The organism is Paraburkholderia sp., assembly GCF_049581445.1.
GTDB lineage: Bacteria > Pseudomonadota > Gammaproteobacteria > Burkholderiales > Burkholderiaceae > Paraburkholderia.
Map to the genome: position 1 here is coordinate 41,841 of NZ_JBAURZ010000314.1, position 18,118 is coordinate 59,958.

The 18,118-nt window shown below is 59.8% G+C and carries 30 protein-coding genes; 15 read left to right on the plus strand and 15 right to left on the minus strand.

The window, feature by feature from the left end; translation table 11 throughout:
- The first annotated feature begins 20 nt into the window (after nt 1-20).
- The 9 genes from WCA85_RS26080 to WCA85_RS26120 all read left to right on the plus strand — a co-directional run bounded on the left by WCA85_RS26080 (nt 21) and on the right by WCA85_RS26120 (nt 4,908).
- The gene (locus WCA85_RS26080) at nt 21-683 is read left to right on the plus strand and encodes a ribosome modulation factor (protein WP_424067750.1); all 663 of its coding nucleotides are present in this window, start codon (nt 21-23) and stop codon (nt 681-683) included.
- Nucleotides 680-1,174, plus strand: coding sequence for a hypothetical protein (locus WCA85_RS26085; RefSeq protein ID WP_424067751.1), 495 nt, complete (start codon nt 680-682; stop codon nt 1,172-1,174). The genes WCA85_RS26080 and WCA85_RS26085 overlap by 4 nt, the downstream gene beginning before the upstream one ends.
- Nucleotides 1,171-1,881: a 1-pyrroline-5-carboxylate dehydrogenase gene (locus WCA85_RS26090; protein WP_424067752.1), complete on the plus strand. Its 711-nt coding sequence runs from the start codon at nt 1,171-1,173 to the stop codon at nt 1,879-1,881. The genes WCA85_RS26085 and WCA85_RS26090 overlap by 4 nt, the downstream gene beginning before the upstream one ends.
- A gap of 97 nt (nt 1,882-1,978) precedes the next feature.
- Nucleotides 1,979-2,341, plus strand: coding sequence for a DUF1566 domain-containing protein (locus WCA85_RS26095; protein ID WP_424067753.1), 363 nt, complete (start codon nt 1,979-1,981; stop codon nt 2,339-2,341).
- Between the two features lie 30 nt (nt 2,342-2,371).
- On the plus strand, nt 2,372-2,836 hold the full coding sequence (locus tag WCA85_RS26100) for a DUF1566 domain-containing protein (protein WP_424067754.1): 465 nt from the start codon (nt 2,372-2,374) through the stop codon (nt 2,834-2,836).
- A 19-nt stretch (nt 2,837-2,855) separates the two neighbouring features.
- Nucleotides 2,856-3,326: an HNH endonuclease gene (locus WCA85_RS26105; RefSeq protein WP_424067755.1), complete on the plus strand. Its 471-nt coding sequence runs from the start codon at nt 2,856-2,858 to the stop codon at nt 3,324-3,326.
- Nucleotides 3,327-3,524: 198 nt separating this feature from the next.
- Entirely contained in the window at nt 3,525-4,007 is a 483-nt protein-coding gene (locus WCA85_RS26110; RefSeq protein WP_424067756.1) for a hypothetical protein, read from the plus strand.
- A complete protein-coding gene (locus WCA85_RS26115; protein WP_424067757.1) occupies nt 4,004-4,258 on the plus strand; it encodes a hypothetical protein in 255 nt (84 codons plus the stop codon). The genes WCA85_RS26110 and WCA85_RS26115 overlap by 4 nt, the downstream gene beginning before the upstream one ends.
- Nucleotides 4,255-4,908 carry a hypothetical protein gene (locus WCA85_RS26120; protein ID WP_424067758.1) on the plus strand — a complete coding sequence of 218 codons (654 nt, stop codon included), beginning with the start codon at nt 4,255-4,257 and terminating at the stop codon, nt 4,906-4,908. Before WCA85_RS26115 ends, WCA85_RS26120 begins: the two co-directional genes overlap by 4 nt.
- Here the strand turns inward: WCA85_RS26120 and WCA85_RS26125 are convergent.
- A complete protein-coding gene (locus tag WCA85_RS26125; protein ID WP_424067759.1) occupies nt 4,899-5,147 on the minus strand; it encodes a hypothetical protein in 249 nt (82 codons plus the stop codon). The genes WCA85_RS26120 and WCA85_RS26125 overlap by 10 nt on opposite strands.
- A 141-nt stretch (nt 5,148-5,288) precedes the next feature.
- Here WCA85_RS26125 and WCA85_RS26130 point away from each other — a divergent pair, with 141 nt between their 5' ends.
- From WCA85_RS26130 to WCA85_RS26140, 3 genes are read left to right on the plus strand one after another with little or no spacing between them, the layout of a single operon-like run.
- The gene (locus tag WCA85_RS26130; protein WP_424067760.1) at nt 5,289-5,759 is read left to right on the plus strand and encodes a DUF4224 domain-containing protein; all 471 of its coding nucleotides are present in this window, start codon (nt 5,289-5,291) and stop codon (nt 5,757-5,759) included.
- On the plus strand, nt 5,752-6,003 hold the full coding sequence (locus tag WCA85_RS26135) for a DUF4224 domain-containing protein (RefSeq protein ID WP_424067761.1): 252 nt from the start codon (nt 5,752-5,754) through the stop codon (nt 6,001-6,003). Before WCA85_RS26130 ends, WCA85_RS26135 begins: the two co-directional genes overlap by 8 nt.
- Nucleotides 6,000-7,130 carry a tyrosine-type recombinase/integrase gene (locus tag WCA85_RS26140; RefSeq protein WP_424067762.1) on the plus strand — a complete coding sequence of 377 codons (1,131 nt, stop codon included), beginning with the start codon at nt 6,000-6,002 and terminating at the stop codon, nt 7,128-7,130. The genes WCA85_RS26135 and WCA85_RS26140 overlap by 4 nt, the downstream gene beginning before the upstream one ends.
- A gap of 361 nt (nt 7,131-7,491) precedes the next feature.
- On the opposite strand, the gene WCA85_RS26145 is transcribed toward WCA85_RS26140, so the two are convergent.
- From WCA85_RS26145 to WCA85_RS26205, 13 genes are all read right to left on the minus strand, one after another.
- Nucleotides 7,492-8,223 (minus strand): hypothetical protein, encoded by a 732-nt coding sequence (locus WCA85_RS26145; RefSeq protein WP_424067763.1) that lies wholly within the window; start codon nt 8,221-8,223, stop codon nt 7,492-7,494.
- Nucleotides 8,220-9,032: a patatin-like phospholipase family protein gene (locus WCA85_RS26150; protein WP_424067764.1), complete on the minus strand. Its 813-nt coding sequence runs from the start codon at nt 9,030-9,032 to the stop codon at nt 8,220-8,222. Before WCA85_RS26150 ends, WCA85_RS26145 begins: the two co-directional genes overlap by 4 nt.
- Complete coding sequence (locus WCA85_RS26155) at nt 9,032-9,529, minus strand: hypothetical protein (protein ID WP_424067765.1); 498 nt, start codon at nt 9,527-9,529, stop codon at nt 9,032-9,034. Before WCA85_RS26155 ends, WCA85_RS26150 begins: the two co-directional genes overlap by 1 nt.
- 40 nt (nt 9,530-9,569) lie before the next feature.
- Nucleotides 9,570-9,818 (minus strand): hypothetical protein, encoded by a 249-nt coding sequence (locus WCA85_RS26160; protein ID WP_424067766.1) that lies wholly within the window; start codon nt 9,816-9,818, stop codon nt 9,570-9,572.
- 137 nt (nt 9,819-9,955) lie between these two features.
- Nucleotides 9,956-10,249 carry a hypothetical protein gene (locus WCA85_RS26165; protein WP_424067767.1) on the minus strand — a complete coding sequence of 98 codons (294 nt, stop codon included), beginning with the start codon at nt 10,247-10,249 and terminating at the stop codon, nt 9,956-9,958.
- Nucleotides 10,250-10,334: 85 nt separating this feature from the next.
- Nucleotides 10,335-10,670, minus strand: a complete 336-nt coding sequence (locus WCA85_RS26170; RefSeq protein WP_424067768.1) for a hypothetical protein — start codon at nt 10,668-10,670, stop codon at nt 10,335-10,337.
- A gap of 12 nt (nt 10,671-10,682) precedes the next feature.
- The gene (locus WCA85_RS26175) at nt 10,683-11,315 is read right to left on the minus strand and encodes a phage tail fiber protein (protein ID WP_424067769.1); all 633 of its coding nucleotides are present in this window, start codon (nt 11,313-11,315) and stop codon (nt 10,683-10,685) included.
- 13 nt (nt 11,316-11,328) lie between these two features.
- Nucleotides 11,329-13,119, minus strand: coding sequence for a hypothetical protein (locus tag WCA85_RS26180; protein WP_424067770.1), 1,791 nt, complete (start codon nt 13,117-13,119; stop codon nt 11,329-11,331).
- Between the two features lie 3 nt (nt 13,120-13,122).
- Nucleotides 13,123-13,326 carry a hypothetical protein gene (locus WCA85_RS26185; protein ID WP_424067771.1) on the minus strand — a complete coding sequence of 68 codons (204 nt, stop codon included), beginning with the start codon at nt 13,324-13,326 and terminating at the stop codon, nt 13,123-13,125.
- Nucleotides 13,323-13,667: an HNH endonuclease gene (locus tag WCA85_RS26190; protein ID WP_424067772.1), complete on the minus strand. Its 345-nt coding sequence runs from the start codon at nt 13,665-13,667 to the stop codon at nt 13,323-13,325. Before WCA85_RS26190 ends, WCA85_RS26185 begins: the two co-directional genes overlap by 4 nt.
- A gap of 57 nt (nt 13,668-13,724) precedes the next feature.
- Nucleotides 13,725-14,111 (minus strand): hypothetical protein, encoded by a 387-nt coding sequence (locus WCA85_RS26195; RefSeq protein ID WP_424067773.1) that lies wholly within the window; start codon nt 14,109-14,111, stop codon nt 13,725-13,727.
- Nucleotides 14,108-14,557 carry a glycoside hydrolase family 73 protein gene (locus WCA85_RS26200; RefSeq protein ID WP_424067774.1) on the minus strand — a complete coding sequence of 150 codons (450 nt, stop codon included), beginning with the start codon at nt 14,555-14,557 and terminating at the stop codon, nt 14,108-14,110. The genes WCA85_RS26195 and WCA85_RS26200 overlap by 4 nt, the downstream gene beginning before the upstream one ends.
- Nucleotides 14,558-14,560: 3 nt before the next feature.
- Complete coding sequence (locus WCA85_RS26205; RefSeq protein WP_424067775.1) at nt 14,561-14,770, minus strand: hypothetical protein; 210 nt, start codon at nt 14,768-14,770, stop codon at nt 14,561-14,563.
- A gap of 987 nt (nt 14,771-15,757) precedes the next feature.
- Here WCA85_RS26205 and WCA85_RS26210 point away from each other — a divergent pair.
- The 3 genes from WCA85_RS26210 to WCA85_RS26220 all read left to right on the plus strand — a co-directional run bounded on the left by WCA85_RS26210 (nt 15,758) and on the right by WCA85_RS26220 (nt 16,933).
- Nucleotides 15,758-16,039 (plus strand): XRE family transcriptional regulator, encoded by a 282-nt coding sequence (locus WCA85_RS26210; protein WP_424067776.1) that lies wholly within the window; start codon nt 15,758-15,760, stop codon nt 16,037-16,039.
- 149 nt (nt 16,040-16,188) lie between these two features.
- Nucleotides 16,189-16,710 (plus strand): SGNH/GDSL hydrolase family protein, encoded by a 522-nt coding sequence (locus WCA85_RS26215; protein WP_424067777.1) that lies wholly within the window; start codon nt 16,189-16,191, stop codon nt 16,708-16,710.
- Nucleotides 16,711-16,744: 34 nt separating this feature from the next.
- The gene (locus WCA85_RS26220; RefSeq protein ID WP_424067778.1) at nt 16,745-16,933 is read left to right on the plus strand and encodes a hypothetical protein; all 189 of its coding nucleotides are present in this window, start codon (nt 16,745-16,747) and stop codon (nt 16,931-16,933) included.
- A gap of 312 nt (nt 16,934-17,245) precedes the next feature.
- Here WCA85_RS26220 and WCA85_RS26225 read toward each other — a convergent pair.
- On the minus strand, nt 17,246-18,118 hold an 873-nt coding region (locus tag WCA85_RS26225), incomplete at its 5' end, for a hypothetical protein (RefSeq protein ID WP_424067779.1).

Below are 18,118 nucleotides of genomic sequence, written 5' to 3' on the forward strand. Positions count from 1 at the left end.
TCCACCCTGAAGGACATTCGATGAACGCACCTCATGACTTCCGCGCAATGACCGCCGATTCGATCGGCAAAGATCTGCTCTCGGCGCTTGTGACCGAACTGAAGCTGCTGCCCGACACCTGGGTGAAGCTGTCGCAGAAGAAGCAGGACGACATCATTGACCGCCTGCGCGCCCGCGTGGCGTCGCAGGTTGGAATGGCCGTCCATACGCTCGCCAGCGCCGGTCGCACGGTAGTTGCCGGTGACCTCGACCAGATCACCATCAAGGATGGCGTTAAGGCGGTGATCAAATTCAGCGCGGCCGCTGCGTCGCTTCATGAGCTATACGACGCGCAGAGCAAAGCGGTCCTCGTGGTAGTGGCCAGCGCCGAGGATCACACGGGCGGCATGGATGAGATCAAGGGCGAGTCCGACCAGCGCGCGATGGATCTGGGCAAGGAATACACATCCCAAGACGGCGACGGCATGGACGGCCCGCCCGGCGATGACGTGATCGACGTCGACGCGCGCCAGATCGAGCATCAGCCGCTGAAGGAAGAACTCGATGCGGCAGAGGAAGCGGGCTATCTCGCCGCCGAGGAAGGCAAGCCGCAGAGCGAATGCCCGGTGATGGCCGGCGCGCTGTGCATCGCCTGGGTGAAGGGCTGGAAGCAGTGGCACGAAGACAACGGCGGCGCGCAATGAACGGCAAGCCATCCGATCAATCCATGTCCGCGCGCGAGATTCGCCGCGCGGCGCAGCGTGCGGCCAGCAAAGGACAGCAACCGGTCGCCGCTAGCGTGGCGCCGCGTACTAGCTTTGGCCATCTGCACAACGAGGCTTTCAGCCTCATGTGGTACGCGTGCGAATGCGGGCACCGTGAGCGGATCTGGAACAGCCGCGACGGCGTTACCGCGTTCTGCATGGCGTGTCCATCGTGCGGCGAAGCGTCCCTCAAGCACGTCAACTGGAACCTCGACAAGTACGCGCCGAGTCACGCGCCCTTGGCTGGCCAGCGTGTCTGGATCTCGCTGACCCGCGAGCGTGCGCTTGAGATTGCCAAACGCACGGTTGAGCGCGTCACGAAGGGCGACGCGATGCCGGCCGGGACCGATCTCAATCGGATCGCGGACGCGGTCTACAACGACGGCCATGCACCGGACCTCGTTGTCTATGGATATGTGGAGGCTTCGTGAGAGCAGATATCGAGAAGTACCTCGGGACCGTCCAGCAGTCGACTGCGAAGACCATCGCCAGCCGCGTCGGCCTGCCCCAGCTCGACGTCACGCGTGAACTCAACGCGATGATCAAGGACGGGACGCTCGAGCGCGAGATGTCGAAGGGCGAGTACGCGTATTGGCTTTCGCGCGGTGAGGCACCGAAACCCGCACCGGCCGCCTCGACCGTCGAATGCAATCCGGTGCCGGTCCTGAGCCTGCCGCCTGTCGTGAAGCAGGAAGCGACGGAGCCTGTGGCCGAGCCGTCCTTCAGTACCGACGTGGTGGAGAAGATGCGCGAACTGCTCAGCGTGCTGGGCTTGCCGCCGACTCTGGCGCGAGCAATCGACGCTGCGCGCCAGATGGTCGAGGTAGGGCGGAAGACCGCGACCGAGCGCGACGAGCTGCGCGTCGAGAACGAATCGCTCAAGACCCTGGCCGCCCGACTGAAGGTGAACAACGCGATCCTCGAAAAGCGCATCGACGAGTTAACGCTCGGGCCGGTTGGCGCGAAGTCTCCGTTGTTCGTCACGGTCGGCCGCTACGCCGCGCCGAAGCGTCATGCGTCGCTCGACAAGGCACAGAAGCGTGCGGCATTGCTGGTGCGCACCGAGAAGGAATCGGAGGTGCTCGTGTTGGAGCCGGTTGGCCGGGTCGTTCGCGGTAGCGAGTGGCGCCCTCAGTAGTTTGATTGGCCCGTCGCAGTTGTACCCGCTCTGCGGCGTGTGTTTTTGAAGGGCGGCCTGTACGGCGCCTGCTTTTTCCCCAAACAAGGAGATGTGCATGCAACAGCTTCAGATTCCGCCGCTCGCCGAGGGCGAAGTGTATGTCGGCGCGATTGGCGACAAGAACGGCGATTTCCATCACGTGATTCTGCTGCCGGTCGACAACGACGATGCGCCGTGGGCCGAGCAGTTGGAGTGGGCCAAGAGTGTCGGCGGAGATCTGCCGAATCGGGTGGAGCAGGCCATGTTGTGGGCCAACCACCGCGATTCGTTCCAGAAGGATTGGTACTGGAGCAACGAGACGCATCACAGCGATGACGCGTACGCCTGGTATCAGTACTTCTACCACGGCAACCAGAGCTACGGCCGCAAGGACGGCAGCTATTGCCGCGCGCGTGCCGTCCGCAGATTGTCAATTTAATCATTCATCAATTTAAAAGGAGCATCCGCAATGACGATCACGCTTTATGCCATCAAGGCGGAACAAACGAGGGTTAGCGAAATGATCGCAGCCTTCGAAAAGCAGCAGAAGGAGAGGGCGACGCTGTACTTCCCAGAGGTGACCATCGATCTGAAGCCCGGCGAGGAATATGCAGGGATGATCGTCAGCAACGGCGGAGAGTCGAGCTGGCACGTGATTCTTCTCCCGGGCGACCTCGACAAAGGTTCCTGGTCGGAGGCGATGAACTGGGCGTCGAAGCAGGGCGGTGGGCTGCCGAACCGGCGCGAGCAATCGCTGCTGTTCGCCAACCTGAAGGAGAGTTTCGAGAAAGCCTGGTACTGGTCAGCGGAGACGCATGAGTCGGATAGCGCGTACGCCTGGTATCAGTACTTCGGCTACGGCTACCAGACCTACTACCGCAAGGGCGACAGCTATTGCCGCGCGCGTGCCGTCCGCAGATTAGTTATTGAGTAATTTAATCATTTAGTCAGCAATGGCCAACAACAAACTCTCCCTGCAAGAAAAGTTGCTTTCCAAGACGGTAAAGGTTGGCGATTGCCTAATCTGGACCGGCATGAAGAGCGACAAGGGATATGGGCGAATCAAGACCGGTGGGAAGGTCCGCGCCGCCCATATCGTTCACTACGAGCTGCATCACGGCCCAGTCCCGGATGGAAAGGTTTTGATGCATTCGTGCGACACCCCGGCGTGCATCCATCTCGGGCACCTCAGCCCGGGAACGCAGTTGGAAAACGTCCAAGACATGTTTTCGAAGGGGCGTGCCAATAAGTGCAAAGGGGAGAGTCATCCGAAGGCAAAGCTGACCGATGATCAGGTAGCCGAAATCCGTCGACGCTATGTCCCCGGAGTTCGAGGTAACGGAAGTCACGTGCTGGCCAAAGAGTTCGGCGTTTCGAAGACCGCTGTTCGGGCGATTCTGTCCGGCAAATCAAGGAGCGCTTAACCGTGGCGACGCACACCACCCTCCCGATCTACAGTCCACGAGATGGCGAATAGCTATTTCGGCTTGCTGCGGCAGGCATCGGCCAGTCACCACGATCGCGCGCTATTGGCGAATGTCGTGCGCGACCGTGGACATTCGGTAAATGCCGCGCTGACGAAGACCTATCGCAAACCGCGCCAAACCTTATAGGGACCTGATATGAGCAACGAACTATCCGCCGCACGCATTCGAGCGCTTAAAGACGCGGTTTGGGCAGAATGCGAGGCGTTCGAATGCACAGACGATGAAGCCCGTCGGATGCTATCTGCGATTGACAGCGTGAAATGCGTCGCCCCGCCCGCAGCGGATAGCACGCCTGTTGCGGGTGTGCCGGTAGCGTGGCTTTACGATAGGATTGGATCGGGCCTCAATCCGCATCTCGAATTGGCAAGTTCCAATATGGACAAGCGGCGGGTAGGCTTGGCTGATAGCAATGGAGTGCTGATCCTTAGCCCCGATTCAAATTGCACGAACTGGCGCCCTCTCTACGCCGCCCCTGCCAGTGCTCAGCCACCAGTAGCGGTGCTGACGCAAGAGCAGTTGGATAATCTGATAGCAGGTGCGCGGGATTGGCGTAACTCTGCTGAGTCCATCGGCAACCTGCTCCGGGTCTATCTCAGCACCGGCGAGGCGCAATCATGAGCGACTTCATTCCTCGATCGACCTGCACAGCCACGGGAGGCGACTGTTTTCGCGAAGGTCGATGCCTGCGCGGGTGCAAAAGCGAAGTCAAATTCAAAGATCAATCTACTCAGATCGGATGGAAGTGCCCGGTATGCGGCAAAGGAAATGCGCCGTTCCAGAAGATCTGCGCGAACGCAGCATGCGGTATCAACTTCAGCGCGCCAGCGTGCGCTATCGCCGCTCAGGCTGATAAAGGAGAGGCGAAGTGAAAGAACGTCCGATCATTTTCAGCGGCGCGATGGTGCGCGCTTTGCTCGATGGCAGTAAGACGCAGACGCGGCGCGTCTTGAAGAATCAACCGCCCGAGGGCGTAGCAGCAATCAATGTCGCGCACTATGAACCGACCGTGATCAATTGGCGCGGAGAGGAAGAGCCGGGAAGCGTGATCTTCGGCGCATACAGCGAAGATGGTTCATGGGGCTGCAAATGCCCTTACGGAACGCCAGGTGATCGTCTGTGGGTGCGCGAGACGTTCGCTCACATGTATCGCGGCAATGCCGCACCTGAAACGAGGTGCGATGACGATGTCGTCTATAGGGCAGATGGTTTTAGCCACGACGAATACGCGTATGGCTCTTGGAAGCCATCCATCCACATGCCTCGGTGGGCATCGAGAATCACGCTTGAGGTGACCGGGGTGCGCGTCGAGCGGCTTTGCGACATCAGCGAGCAGGACGCCGCTGCGGAAGGCATGGTGCCGCGCTGGCCGGATGGCGTTGAAATCCGCCACGATTGCTCGAGCAATATGTGCCGCGATCTTTTCCGGACGCTCTGGGATGGTTTAAACGCTGGGCGCGGCTATGGGTGGGACGCCAACCCGTGGGTGTGGGTGGTCGAATTCCGAAGGGCTCACCCTTGATCTACTTTCGCGTTCTTTTCGTCGATGATCGACTTAATCCGCGCTTCGAGCGCAAAACCCGCGCCCATCGGGGATCCTGCATCGTACTCCGTCAGATTCTGGATTTCCGGCACGTATTCGTCGCCATCAAAGTGACCGATGCTGCCTGTGGCGCGCCACGTGCCGCCGTTCAGTTTCTGTTTGATCTCGTCGATCACATAGACGTAGCCGCCGTGCTCAAGGTGAACGATTTTCGCCATAACTACCACCTGCTGTGGTTTGGAGGGTCGAAGTGCTCGCTTAACATCGCCGCGAACGCTCGACCCAAACGTTTGAATTCATAGTATGACTGAAGCCGCGCAACGAATATTGGAACTGACAAGCAAGCTGTGGGAGGTTGAATGGACTCGATGTTCCTGACCGACGAAGAGTTGACCGAATTGACCGGGTGTAGAACGCACTGGGCACAGGCGAGATGGATGATCACGAACGATATCCCGCACAAACTGCGGCCGCACGGTTCGCTCGTCGTGTTGCGCTCAGCCTACCAGGCTGCCATGGCTAATAAGGTGCCCCTCAGTCCGTTTCCCGACATCGTAGAGATCATGCGCATGGAGCGCTTCCCGCGTAGTCTTTGTGGCGTCTATTTCCTGTGGCGCATGGGAAAAGTCGTCTATGTGGGTATGTCGCGCAACGTCCTTGCCCGCATTGCTCAGCACCTTCGATCAGACAAGGAATTCGACGGTATCTCACTCATAGAATCGTCGCTCGACACGTTGAAAGACCTGGAAGCGGAAATGATCGCGAGGTTCGACCCAATCTATAACGTCACCGGTAAGCCGGAGAGAATGTTCGAGGTGTGCAATGAATGAGCGTTTGATGTCTGACCGGGACCTGGAAGAGGTGACCGGAAAGAAACGCTGCTCGGCGCAAGCCACTTGGTTCAAACGCCAATTTGACATTGATGTGGTGCGTCGCGGCGACGGTACAATCGTGCTGACCTGGGCTACATTTGAGGCGCTACAGGCGCGGAAAGCAGGTCTGACGAACGGGCCACTCTCCGGCGCTGCGCCAATGCGCCCGCCGGTCTATTCGATGAGGAAGGCCGCAGCATGAATGCACGCCGCCGCGCGCAACCCGATGGCCTGCCGAGCCGCGTTTACGCGAAATCAGGGGCTTACTATTGGGTGCGCCACGACAACAAGTGGATCAAGCTATCGCGAGTCGACGAGGGCGATCGCCGCATGTTCGAGCGGCTCGCAGAGGAGAAGAGGAAGTTCGAGCCGTCGATCGGCGCCGGCAACCTGTCGAAACTGGTCGGCGAGTTCGTGGATCTCCACAAAAGCGCCTATGCGGAAACGTACCGGGACGAATGGGTGCGACGCGGCGATGTGGTGGCCAGTTACTTCCGGGACTGGAATGTCGAGTTGATGGATGCCAGTGCGATTGAGGACTTTGTCACCGGTGAATGGCCAGGCAAACTGTCGTCTCAGAGGGCCATGAAGGCTTGGGTATCGAAATTTTTCAACTGGCTTGTCGTCAAGAAGAAATTGCTCAAGATCAATCCGGCACGGGAAGTGAAGGTCAAGAAACCGAAGGTGCGCACGGTGTATATCCCGGATGCAGCCTTTCTGGCCATTCGAGACGCGCTAATGGTGTCGAAGCCGCATCCTAAGACTGGGAAGCAATCAAAGGTGCAGACGGGCCCCATGATGCAGTGCTTTATCGACCTCTGCTATCTGACCGCTCAACGCTCAACCGAGATCCGGAATTTGCGATGGAATGTCGATGAGGGGGAGCGATTCACTAGCAGCTACATTGATCGAGAGTCGGGCGTCATTCACTTCCTGCCGTCGAAGACCGAGGACTCGAGCGGTGAAATGGTCGATTGGCCGATCACTCCGGAGATCGAAGCGGTGCTCGATCGAGCGCGAAAACTTGATCCAGCATTCGGGCAGACGTACGTGATTCGCGACAAGCACGGCAAGCCGAAGACGGATCAGGCGTGCCGCGACGCATGGGAGGGTGCGATGGACCGGTGCGGCCTAGACGAGGCGCCATACACGATCAAGGACATTCGCGCGAAGGCGCTGACGGATGCCAAGAAAGCTGGGTACGATATCGACGCTCTTCAGGTGGCGGGAGCGCACACTGATCGTTCGACAACAGAGGGATATATCAAATCGCGGGAGGTGCCAGTTTCGACGGTCAGACTGGCGCTCCCAGTGAAAAAGTCAGCCTGAAAAGCTTCTAATAAGATGGCGTGAGTATCGCGCAAAAGCGCATCGCCACGCGCATAAAACTAGAGCATTATATTAGAAAGCTGTTTTGCAATGCCTTGATTTGTAAAGCTAAAGATGAATCGGCGCGGGTGCATGGGGTGCAGGTGGTCGGAGGTTCAAATCCTCTCGCCCCGACCAAGATCTAACCCGCACGCCGTAAGGCTGTGCGGGTTTTTTCGTTGTGCTCAATTTTTAATCGTGGCGAGCACCATATTAGAAACTTTCTAATATTTTGATGCCGTGAGGAGGCGCCGCGAGAGTCGTGCTGAGGGGTGCAGGCGATCCCGATACAAGCGATCACCTGTAAAACGCAAATACAGGATTAGACCTGTATCGCTTCCATGTCTCGCGTGAGCGCGGCCCAGTCGAGTCCGGGCGGCGAGATACCCGAATCGGCCAGCCAATCCCGCGATACGACGGCATACGCCTCGTCGAGGTATTTCTGCATGAAAGCAGGCGTGACCTTCTTCAGAGCTCCCCACGTCACCACCGTAAAGCTGGTCTCGTCGTAGGCAACCGCGCAGACCGCGTGACCACCCCAACTACCCGGCGCCGTCAGGCTGTCCGCACCCGCAACGACATCCCATTCCGTCTGGGTCTGCGCCGACAGTGGCAGCGCAACGCCGAGGTACGCCGCGCCGAACCATTGAATCGAGAGTTTCAGCTCGTCCAGATTCTGCGGGTTCAGCGACGTGAAGGCGATCGTTTCGGTACCGATGTCTGTACCGATGCCGAACGTCGACCAGTAGCGAAGCACGTCCATTTCGACGGCGCCCTCGTCGACTTTCGGAAAGCCGCTGGTCGCCGAATACAGCGCTAGTGCTTCCTGATCGGTCGGCTGCCAAGCGTCAAGCGACGAGTTCGCGCGCCAGAGCTGAGAGATGTGATAGGCCGCAGCGGCTGTGCAGTCACCGTGCACATCGTTGGCCAGCATCGGCCATGACTTCACCGCGCCGGTCCAGTCCACTGCGGGCTTCGGCACTCCCACCATCATGTGCCGGGATAGATGGGGCACGCGCGGATCGTGCCGCGCCGGCAGCTTGCCTAGTTTCATGCGGTCACCGGAGAGGACTGGAGTGCAGCGGTAGTGGCGTCGTGGCCCACGTCGTACAGCTTCTGACGCGTAGCGGCCGGCATGTTGCGGTCAAAGCTCGACGCGAACCCGGTCTGAACGCGAATGATCTGCGCGCCATTCTTCGTGTCGAGCTCCACGTGGGAGCTTTCATTGGACGCGAGCAGCAGATCGATCATCCGCGGCGCCAGTGTGGCGAGCCCGTACGCACCCGGCAAAAGCGGTGCATCGTCCGATTCGAGGTAGATCCCCACGCGCGGCACGCCGTCGACGGTCAGGTGACTGGCCGGGATGTTGTCGCAGCAGCCGCCGTCAACGCACAGCACGTTCTTGTACGGGACCGGCGTAAAGACGACCGGGATCGACGCCGACGCTCGAGCAGCCAGAGCGATCGACGCATCGGGAGTCGTCGCTCTGCTAAACAGAAATTCTTTCTCGGTCAGCAGGTCAGAGGCGATCACCTTCAGGTCGATTGACAGATCGGCAAAGGTCTTGCCATCGGTGAGCTTTTCCAGGTACTGCAGCAGCGCATCGCCCGAGCAGAGGCTTTGCTTGGTGACCAGCGTCCATGGCGAGAACGACATCATGGGCGACCAGTCGAGCGACATACACAGCTCGCGCAGGACGTCCAACGGCATTCCGCTGGCATAGAGGCTGGCGATGATCGAACCGCCGGACGTGCCGGCCAGCTCGACGACTTCGTATCCGGCATCTTCAATCGCCTGGAGCGCCCCGAGGTGGGCGCCCAGGCGAAATCCGCTGCCACTGAGAGCGACGCGGATCGGCTTCATCATTTGAACGGCTTCGCCGACATCTTCGCTGCGAACACAACCGAATCTGCGGAGCCACCAGCCGCAGCGGAGACTTGAGCCGTCGAAAGCGCGTTCTCATACAAACCAGCCATGCCCACAATCAGTTCTGCAGCGGCAAAGCCAGCCTGGATGGCCGTTTGGGTCTGCACAGGCATCGGCACCGTAGCGGCAATTGCTGCTACGGCAGGAATGCCTTGGCTGATAAGGTCTTGAACGTTGGTAGCCGTGATGGCCGCACCTTCAGCACAAACAGCGTTCACGACCGGCTGGTACGTCGTCAGGATCTTGCTGCCGGTTTGCACGGTTGGGAGAGTGGGATATAGCTTCGAGAACGCGTTGAAGTCGCTGATTGCGATATTGGTCGGCGGGCAGAGTGCATTTGCGAGCTGGGCTGGCGAAAGCGTGGGGGCGTTTGCACAGGCAGCAAAGAAAGCGAGCAGGGACAGGCCTGCCGCGAGGCATAGTTTTTTGAACATGAGTTGATTTCCTTGAGATTTGCCTCAGAACGTGAGGCGATTAGGAGTTGACTACGGTCGTGGGTGCGGGTTGATTGGGCGGCGCTGCGGCAGCTTTGGCGGCTGCGATTGCCGCGCGAGCTGGCGCGGTGCTGACGTGATACAGACCGAGCGCGCCGAGACCGTACTTCAGGTTCTCGACGTAGTCGGTCGCAGAGACCTTCCCCGTAAAAACGAGGTAGGACCACGCCGCAAACAGGACCGCAGCGATGAGCATCTTCTGCATGCTCGGTGAGATGGTTTTATCCATTTGGGCTCCAGAAACGACGAAGCCGCCCGGAGGCGGCTATCGGTTGATGTGGATGCGGAACGAGTGCGGCATCGCATAGAGCACGCGCTTACGTCGACGCAACCAGTGCGGCCAGAACTGCCACAGCGCCCGGCGCATCACTGCACCGAGATGTTCAGACCGGACGGCAGGTTGTATTGCACCGGCGCGGCTACGGCGAACTCTTCGGAGGTAACTGCGGCACCAACAGCGTTACCGTTCACGTCGACGGCCTGCGTCGTGACGGTGTACGAGCCCGGCGCAACGTCGGAGAACGATGCCGAATAGGGAGCCGCGGCGATCAGTTGGGAGGGTGCGCCGCCCGAAAGCGTGAAGGTGATGCCGCCTTGCGCTGCGGTCGTTGCAGGCTGATCGGATTCGACGGTCGAAAGTGTTGCGACAACAGTGGACATGGTGATTCCTTGAAAAAATTGATAGGGAGACCCCGAGGTCTAGCGCGCTTGGTGCGGCTTTGTGCTTGAAGATGTCAGGCGCGGATCAGCGCTGGATGCACTGAATCTGGATCGACCGGGTGTCGGTGCGCCCAAGGTTGGTGGTGAACAGGAAATGCAGGTAGTAACTCGTGCCCGAGACGCCCCCGGAAACCCACGCGATGAGCAGCGCGCCCGCCACGCCGCTCGCGTTCGCGTTGATCGACTGCGAATTGACCGTGAGGCCTGCGTCAGCCGTGACCGTCAGTTCGGTGACGATCTCGCCGGTGACGAGCCATGGCGGAGCAGGGGGCCATATGTTCGGGTTTGCGAGGTCGATCCCATAGTCGAGGTCGGCGCTGGGATCTTTCTGCAAGACCGGCGTGCCAGATGCGTACGGCATGGCCTAGTCCCCTTAGTTCGCGTTCGTGTCGTACCCGATCGACAGAGCGCCAGCGGCGATGTTCGGCGAGATGTTGGCGCCGATATTCGTAGGCGTGCCGCTCGACTGGATCGCGTATTCCCAGCAGTTACCGCTGGTCAGCGCATCCCACATACAGACGCCAACGACGAGGCCTAGCGACGTCGTGACCTGCGCGAAAGAGATCGCGTTATTGTTGCTGATCTGCCCGCTCGAACCGCTCGACGCGACGGTCGTACCAGCGCCCTGCGTGCCGGACCAGTTGGCGAGCGAGGATGTGACCGCCACGCGCGCATAGCCAGTCGCCGACCCTTCCGGAATCGTGCCGCCGTAAAGCGCGGTCGTTTGCTCAGTCCAGACGGCGGTACCGTCCGTCACGGTGCCGCCAGCAGCGGTCGGCCAGGTTGGTTCGCCTGAGCCCGTCGTGCCCGCAGTGGTGCATTTGTACAAGCGGCCGTTCAGCGTTGCGGGAACGGTGTATTGCCCCGATGTGACTGCGGTGCTACGCGGTGACTGGCCCGCAGATGCAACGATCAGACCGACGTAGCGCGTCGCCGGAAAGGCGTTCGACTGCGCGCGATATTCGTTGTCGATCTTCTTGTTCTGTTTGTATTCGGTGTCAAGCATGTGAGGCTCCTTGCTAGGCTACTTTGATGATGCGGTTCTCAGCAGGAACGGCCGAGGTTCTGTTTTCTCCGCGGATGCCGGCGGTGCGTTGCTCATCCGCGATGCTGACGATGCGGCTGGGATCAGGAAGGGTGAAGACGGTCACAAAGACGGCGGCCGCGCTCGCGTTGAAGCCGCTGGCGGAAATCTGAAGCGTGCTCGGGATAGTCGATTCGACGGTGACATTGGCTTTCTGCGCGTTCAGCGCGGAAGCTTGCACGTTGATAACGCCGTGAATTGCAACCGCGCCATAGGTAGCGTCGTTCGCTGCGCACGTGACGGATGCCACGCCACCGATGCTGACCGCCGATGTCGTCGCGTTCGCGCTGCTAGCCGAGAGCGGCGCGCTCCCGCTAACCTGTGCAGTCACCCGTTCCGCATTCGCAGCAGTGACCGCAACGGCTCCAGAACCTTTCGTCGAGACCGAGCTGCTCGAAGCGTTGTACGCGCTGATAGCGATCGAGCCAGCGCCGAAGCCGAGTACTGCAGCCGTCCCCGTAGTTGTGTTGAAGCCGCTTGCCGAGACTGGCTGCGAACCACTCACCAGAACCGCTGCGGCAACCGCGTCGAGTGCGCCCGCCTGCACCGCGCCGATCGCGCCCAGTTGAACTGATCCGGCAACACTGTCGAACGCGCGGACCTGTAACTGGGCTATACCCGCAGAGCTGACCTGAGCATTGCCGGTAGTCGCATCCGAAGCCGCCGCGGTGATTGCACCGGCGCCCACAATCGTTGCGTGGGCCGTTGTCGCGTCAGATGCGCTTCCGGAGATCGACCCTTTGCCGCTTGCGGAAACCGCAGCAGACGAAGCGTTAAACGCTGACGAAGCGACACCACCGATGCCGCCGATCGCGATCGACGAGTACGTCGCATTAAGTGCAGTTATCGACGCGAGCGAGCGCGTGCCCCCAACGAGGACTGATGCGTACGCTGCGACCAGACCTGTCGCTGCAACTGAACCTGTGCCGACAATGGACGATGCGCCGGCTGTCGCTTCGAACGCCGAGATGGTCGGGAGCGTGACGCTGCCGCCTGATGCCGGCGTGTAGGTAATGCGGATCTGGCCAGCACCGCCGTTGGCACCCGCGCCTGCGCCTGTCGTGTACCCGCAAGCACCACCACCGCCACCTGGAAGACCACCGGCACCCGGAACTGCTCCGGTATTCGTGCCGCCGCCAGCCCCGCCACCACCACCATTAGCATTTGCGCCGCCAGCAGTGCCACTACCCGCGCTTCCGGTCCCGCCAGCACCACCAGATCCGTTATCGCCAGCGCCGCCATTGGCGCCATCCGGATCGGTGGCATTCGAACCAGCGACACCAGCGCCGTTAGGACCGGCTGCACCGCCGCCACCGCCACCGGCGTTACCCGTCGCGTAGCCGCCATCACCACCGGGGTACTGGGTCGTACCAACAGAGCCCGCTGTTACGCCACCAGCGCCGGGTGCCCCGGTATTCGTACCGCCGCCGCCGGGATTCGAGCTACAGGTCGCAGATGCAACGCTCGTGCCGTTGAACCAGACGCCAGTGCCGTTAGTCCCGGCCTGGTCGACGGCACACGTGCCGCCTTGACCGATGCCGATCGGAATAGTGCCGGTCAGGCCCGCAACATTGTTGACCGAGGAATAGCTACCGCCGCCAGCAGCCCCGCCAAAATATCCGCTTGCGCCGGCACCACCATCGCCCGTGGTCTCGATCTGGTTCGTGCCGGACCAATCAGCCGGGATCGGGTAACTGGTCCCTGAGTTGAGAACGACGACGGTCATGGCTTAAGCCTTCGATGCGTAACCTACCGATGCCATCAGGTCGACGACCGTCATTCCCGGCGTGCGGGAGACGAGCGTGGTTGCGTGGTTCATGCCCCTGGATGCGAGGTACTGGTCGATCGCCTTCGCGATCTCGCGCTCGGCCTCGATCTCATCGATGTCGTCGGGGAAATCGGCGAGCACCGTGAACTGGTGGAGAGTTGTCACGGGCGCCCCTTGATCTTTGTGAGCCACAGCGCGGCATCGATGAGGACATCGACGTTGAAGCTGCGGAAATTTCCGAGATGCCCGAACAACAGGTGGCAATTCACGCCATCCTTGTTGGCTTCGCAAAGCGTCACGAGATTCTTCGGGTCGAGCTCAAGATTCGGGTGAAGATGAAACGGCCTGCGGTGATGCACTTCGAGCTTCTGCGTGCCGCCGCACACTTCGCACGTCGGATGCAGCGCGAGATGCTGCTTGCGTACCGTGGGCCACTTGCCAGAGCGCGCAGCCGTAACCGGATGCTTGCCTTTGGCAGCATCGACGAGATGTTTGATGATTGGCATGGACGTAAACGAAAGAACCCGGCGCAGAGGCCGGGTTCGGGTTTGATGGGGTGCTGCCTACGATTTGAGGTCTGGCAGATCAACTGTTTGATTGGCGAGCGTGTGCGTGCAATCACCGAGAAAGATGATGCGCCCCGGCGCCGCGCCGTTGCAGCCGACGAACGAATGGCAGACGTGCTTCTTCGCGGCTACGCCTTCACCTTGCCATTCGTCCCACGTGCTTAGAACGCTGGGACCAAACACAGGGGCGTCCATATCGCCGTTGAAGGTCCAGTGAGGCTTGCCCGCGACGAGCGGCGATTCAACCGTTTCGCCGGGCGGCAGCCAGCTCACAGGGAGGATGTGAGTCCCGGTGCCGCGCGCGTCGACGTCGCAGCCAGGACAGATCCACTTGATCCCGTAGAACCTTCCATCGCTGTCGCGGACGATCTTCGCTTTGCTCATGACGCATCCAGTGTAGAGAGACCGTGCGCGCGGATGATCGAGATGATCTTTTGTGCGTAGAGCGGGTCTGTTGCGTAGCCGGCGGCGGCAACGGCCTGCGCGAACAGTGCGCCCGTTGTGTACGCGAACGCAGGCTGATAGCGCGGGTTGTCGAGCAGGAACTGCGCGTGATCGTTGAGACTCGCAAGCCAGTCCGGGTAGGCGCGGAAATTGGCCGTGATCGTGATGGTCTGGCCGTCAACGACTTCGTGCGTCTGCTGGGTCGTTACGGGCCCAGTCCACGACGGATCTGCCTTGATGCCGAACAGGTTAAAGCCTGGGCAATCGACGCCCCAACCCGATTCGAGTGCGGCCTCTGCAACGGTAAAGCTGGCCGGAATCTTCGTGGTCGCCATCGATGTCTGAGCGGGGCCGGACAGTGCTGAGACGAATGCTTGTGGCGTCATGACTTACTCCTTCTTATGCCTTTGAACCAGCTTGTCGCGGATAAGGACGTAGATCTGAAGGCTCGTGTAGACCAAGGTCACGGCCAGCACCCAATCAGCCAAAGGAACTCCTAAAAACGTCGCCACCACTGCAGAGACAGGAGGGGTTGCTTTGACTGCGCTCGCAGTCAGATCGCTGCGCAGGAGGTCTGCAAGTTGTTCGCCGATGGGCATGGGCGGATGTCCATGTGGGAAAAGAAAAAGGCCGCCGAAGCGACCTGTTATGAGTTAGTTGGTAAGGATTACAGAGCGGGAGGGATCGCTCCACGCTTTTTGAGCGGCCTGGGAGGACGAGTTAAAGCATCCTCAGCCGACCATCCCGCTTTCAACCGGCGCCTTACTGTTTCTTTGTGAATGCCAATTTCTTCGCACCAGATCGTAAGGGTCTGCTTTCTTCCCCCAATCACCACGTAGAAAGAGTTCTGCCTATTGTTCGCCTGTTCTTTCAGGGTCGCCCAACGGCAGTTTCCAGGCTCATAGTTTCCATTGACTTCGATTCTGTCGACGGAGTGGCCGGGGGACGGGCGAGCCCCTATGTCAGCGACAAAATTGTGGAAGTTACGCCACCTTTCGCACACGGAAATTCCCCGTCCACCGTAACTCTTATAATTCTTGTGGGCCGGATTAGAGCACCTTTTTAGCATGCCCATCCATGTGCCATACAACTCGTGGCGAGTGATGGACTCACGAAGCGGAATCATTGGCTTTCGGCGCCTGCGCGACGCATCTTGCAGGCATCCACAAGATTTTGTTAATCCGGCCTTCACGCTCGCCACATGCGTTTCGAACGTTTCCCCGCATGCACACTTAAACAATGCTCGTCGCAATGTTCTTGGGGGTGTTTCGACATCACCAACAAAGGAAAGCGTGCCGAATTGCGTTCCGGGCGCGATGATATACTTCTTTTTAGCCATTTCATTGCCTCTAGCCAGGTGATGATGTGGTCAGAGGCCGCGACGTGTTGCAAGCACGCTGCGGCTTCGTCGTTTCAGCTTGGCGTTTCTTGCTGAACCGGTTGAAATCAACGGTGTCGATGCTTGACATTGTAGCCCCTTTGGGGCTAACATGCAATCGTTGGGTAGCGCGACGCGCAGCCCGCCACCTCCGAAAGGACGACCATGAAGCCATCATTTCGAGTGCGCGTTCTACGCGCCATCAGCAATGTCAATCCGCTACGTTCCACCGACCCCGCAGAATCTGCGCGACTTCAAGGACCGCCTCGGGTACACGGGCGATCAGATGGCGGCGATGTTCGGGCTTGCCGGCAACAACCAGTGGCGCAAATACACGAGCGGCAACGAGCCGCGCCCCATGAGCCTGCCGATGCTGTTTCTTGCCGGCGCGCTACTCAATCGCACCGCGACCGTCGATCAGGTGTTCCAATGGTGCCGAGGTGTCGGCGCGGTTATCGACCTGGATATGGATGGCGATATGCAGCCGTAGCGATGGCTCTTGGCTGCATGCTGTCGGCATGTGGCGGCGGAGGGGGGGGCGGCAGTAATCCGGCAACCAGCGCCGCAACTTCAACGCCAGCATCTGCGCCTAGCGCCACGCCCAAAGTCACATCAATCACATTCGAGGGCGATTCGACAATGGCAGGCTACGGCGCATCGGCCGGCCAGAGCGAGCCCGACCAGATCCAGACGATCCTTGGAATCGCGACGATCAACGATGGCGTGAGCGGCACGACGGCAAACGAGAACCTCGAAGGCCTCGCGCCTTTCACCAGTCCGCTGGCCACCCGTCTGGCTATCGATCCATCGCAGATCGTCGTAGTGAACTACGCCATCAATGATTCGGCGTACGACACGCTGGACGAATACGAGCAGAACCTTTACGACTGGGTGCGTGCTGTTCGTGCGGCAGGAAAAATTCCAGTGTTGGAAGAGCCGAACCCGTCGGCGCTGCCGGCCTATCAGGCATCAATGCCAGCCTTCGTCGCCGCGATGGACCGCACCGCACAGGCTCTCAACGTACCGCTCGTGCCGCAGTATTACCGGATCATGGCGCTGCCGAACTGGCAGAGCCTGCTTTACGATGGCCTTCACCCGAATGCCCAAGGTTACGCAGTGAAAGCTGCCGAGACGGCTGCGGTTCTCAAGACGCTGATGTGATTTATAATCCAGCCCATCAAAAGAGGGGTTCGCCATGATGAAAACCATCAGGCTCATGTTGGGCTGGATTAAAGAGGACTGGACCCGTAAACCGGACTCGCCGTACGCGGAAGGCTACCACGCCAATTCGCTGAAGCAGAATCCCTATCCGGCTGGCTCCCCAGAGCACCTCGAATGGACGCAGGGATGGGAAGGCGGCGAGTTGTCTAGAGAGGTATGGTGAGGGGTGCACTGTGTGAGGCTCGAACTCACTCGATGATGGACTTCCCGGTCTCTTCCGTATCCGGCCATACGGCAGCGCGCTAAAGCATTGTAAACGATCGTGAGGATATGATGATCGCCGATTTTCTGAGAAGACTTGGGCTATACAAACGAAGTCCGCCAATATGGTCTTTCGCCGACTCCAACGGATGCAAATTTTCTACCACATCCGCGGAGATTGCTCAGAAGTGGCTCGACGATGGTAATCATGTGGCGGGCACTGACCTCAAAGAATATTGGAAGAAATGCAACTTCCCGGGCTAATCTCTACGCCCTAGCCATCCACGCCACCTTGAGTCGACCACCCAAAGAACGCGCTGCCGCCAGTCGTCGCCGCCCCGAATAACTGGAACGCGTACAGCGTCAGTTCGGTAGGGCTGCCTTGCGTAGTGGTCGACGAGAAGTTGTACTGGATTCCCGATCCCGATGACGTTGTGCTGTAGAACTGACCAGCCGTCGCCGCGCCAGCCGCGCCGTTAGTGAATAACTGGCACGTGCCGCCACAATTTATCGTCGTGTTATAGCCAGCGCCGAACGCGACAGCATTGATACTTCCGTCTGCCCAGCTCAGGCAGTTCAGTACTCCGCCAAGCGCGACAGATGAGCCACTAGTCGTGTTGTTCGAACTGGACGCAGTGGCAAGCGGGAGGCGCCGCCGCTGAAACCAGTTCAGACACAATTGGTTACCTGGCGCAGACACAGTGAATCCACTAGTGCCGTTGTAGACCATCCCCACCAGCGTCAGCGCGGTGTTACTGGTCGCCGTTTCAACGCCATTAGCCGGGTTCGGGCTATGCGCAAGTGAGTTGAGTACCAGCGTACCGACGCCAGCCGACACGCTAAGATAAACGTAGTACGCCGTGCTCGCCGTAAGGCCGCTTGCGGTGTACGTGATACCAGCAGACGGGATCGAGAACGGTGCGCCATTAACTATGACGTTGCTACCGTTGTACGGCTTGAGCACCAGTTGCGTCGTGCTAGCGACCGACAGACGGCATTGGCCGTGCCCGACTTGGCCCAACTGCACGGCATGCTTGCTCTGCGTGGCAGGATTCACCTGTTCTGCGCCAGAGCCTTGGCCGACCAGCACGGCCGTGCCCGTGTTCGACTGATATGTTGCCGTGTAATAGCCGCCCGCGACGATCTC

Excerpts from the sequence above, each read along its gene's own strand:
- WCA85_RS26125 (WP_424067759.1), bottom strand. The coding sequence starts at position 5,147 with ATGGCGAAAATCGTTCACCTTGAGCACGGCGGCTACGTCTATGTGATC.
- WCA85_RS26130 (WP_424067760.1), top strand. The coding sequence starts at position 5,289 with ATGGACTCGATGTTCCTGACCGACGAAGAGTTGACCGAATTGACCGGG.
- WCA85_RS26110 (WP_424067756.1), top strand. The coding sequence starts at position 3,525 with ATGAGCAACGAACTATCCGCCGCACGCATTCGAGCGCTTAAAGACGCG.
- WCA85_RS26180 (WP_424067770.1), bottom strand. The coding sequence starts at position 13,119 with ATGACCGTCGTCGTTCTCAACTCAGGGACCAGTTACCCGATCCCGGCT.
- WCA85_RS26205 (WP_424067775.1), bottom strand. The coding sequence starts at position 14,770 with ATGCCCATCGGCGAACAACTTGCAGACCTCCTGCGCAGCGATCTGACT.
- WCA85_RS26210 (WP_424067776.1), top strand. The coding sequence starts at position 15,758 with ATGTCAATCCGCTACGTTCCACCGACCCCGCAGAATCTGCGCGACTTC.
- WCA85_RS26115 (WP_424067757.1), top strand. The coding sequence starts at position 4,004 with ATGAGCGACTTCATTCCTCGATCGACCTGCACAGCCACGGGAGGCGAC.
- WCA85_RS26165 (WP_424067767.1), bottom strand. The coding sequence starts at position 10,249 with ATGTCCACTGTTGTCGCAACACTTTCGACCGTCGAATCCGATCAGCCT.
- WCA85_RS26100 (WP_424067754.1), top strand. The coding sequence starts at position 2,372 with ATGACGATCACGCTTTATGCCATCAAGGCGGAACAAACGAGGGTTAGC.
- WCA85_RS26140 (WP_424067762.1), top strand. The coding sequence starts at position 6,000 with ATGAATGCACGCCGCCGCGCGCAACCCGATGGCCTGCCGAGCCGCGTT.
- WCA85_RS26105 (WP_424067755.1), top strand. The coding sequence starts at position 2,856 with ATGGCCAACAACAAACTCTCCCTGCAAGAAAAGTTGCTTTCCAAGACG.
- WCA85_RS26195 (WP_424067773.1), bottom strand. The coding sequence starts at position 14,111 with ATGAGCAAAGCGAAGATCGTCCGCGACAGCGATGGAAGGTTCTACGGG.
- WCA85_RS26095 (WP_424067753.1), top strand. The coding sequence starts at position 1,979 with ATGCAACAGCTTCAGATTCCGCCGCTCGCCGAGGGCGAAGTGTATGTC.
- WCA85_RS26160 (WP_424067766.1), bottom strand. The coding sequence starts at position 9,818 with ATGGATAAAACCATCTCACCGAGCATGCAGAAGATGCTCATCGCTGCG.
- WCA85_RS26085 (WP_424067751.1), top strand. The coding sequence starts at position 680 with ATGAACGGCAAGCCATCCGATCAATCCATGTCCGCGCGCGAGATTCGC.
- WCA85_RS26220 (WP_424067778.1), top strand. The coding sequence starts at position 16,745 with ATGATGAAAACCATCAGGCTCATGTTGGGCTGGATTAAAGAGGACTGG.
- WCA85_RS26145 (WP_424067763.1), bottom strand. The coding sequence starts at position 8,223 with ATGAAACTAGGCAAGCTGCCGGCGCGGCACGATCCGCGCGTGCCCCAT.
- WCA85_RS26080 (WP_424067750.1), top strand. The coding sequence starts at position 21 with ATGAACGCACCTCATGACTTCCGCGCAATGACCGCCGATTCGATCGGC.
- WCA85_RS26190 (WP_424067772.1), bottom strand. The coding sequence starts at position 13,667 with ATGCCAATCATCAAACATCTCGTCGATGCTGCCAAAGGCAAGCATCCG.
- WCA85_RS26200 (WP_424067774.1), bottom strand. The coding sequence starts at position 14,557 with ATGACGCCACAAGCATTCGTCTCAGCACTGTCCGGCCCCGCTCAGACA.
- WCA85_RS26215 (WP_424067777.1), top strand. The coding sequence starts at position 16,189 with ATGGCAGGCTACGGCGCATCGGCCGGCCAGAGCGAGCCCGACCAGATC.
- WCA85_RS26150 (WP_424067764.1), bottom strand. The coding sequence starts at position 9,032 with ATGAAGCCGATCCGCGTCGCTCTCAGTGGCAGCGGATTTCGCCTGGGC.
- WCA85_RS26175 (WP_424067769.1), bottom strand. The coding sequence starts at position 11,315 with ATGCTTGACACCGAATACAAACAGAACAAGAAGATCGACAACGAATAT.
- WCA85_RS26170 (WP_424067768.1), bottom strand. The coding sequence starts at position 10,670 with ATGCCGTACGCATCTGGCACGCCGGTCTTGCAGAAAGATCCCAGCGCC.
- WCA85_RS26155 (WP_424067765.1), bottom strand. The coding sequence starts at position 9,529 with ATGTTCAAAAAACTATGCCTCGCGGCAGGCCTGTCCCTGCTCGCTTTC.
- WCA85_RS26135 (WP_424067761.1), top strand. The coding sequence starts at position 5,752 with ATGAATGAGCGTTTGATGTCTGACCGGGACCTGGAAGAGGTGACCGGA.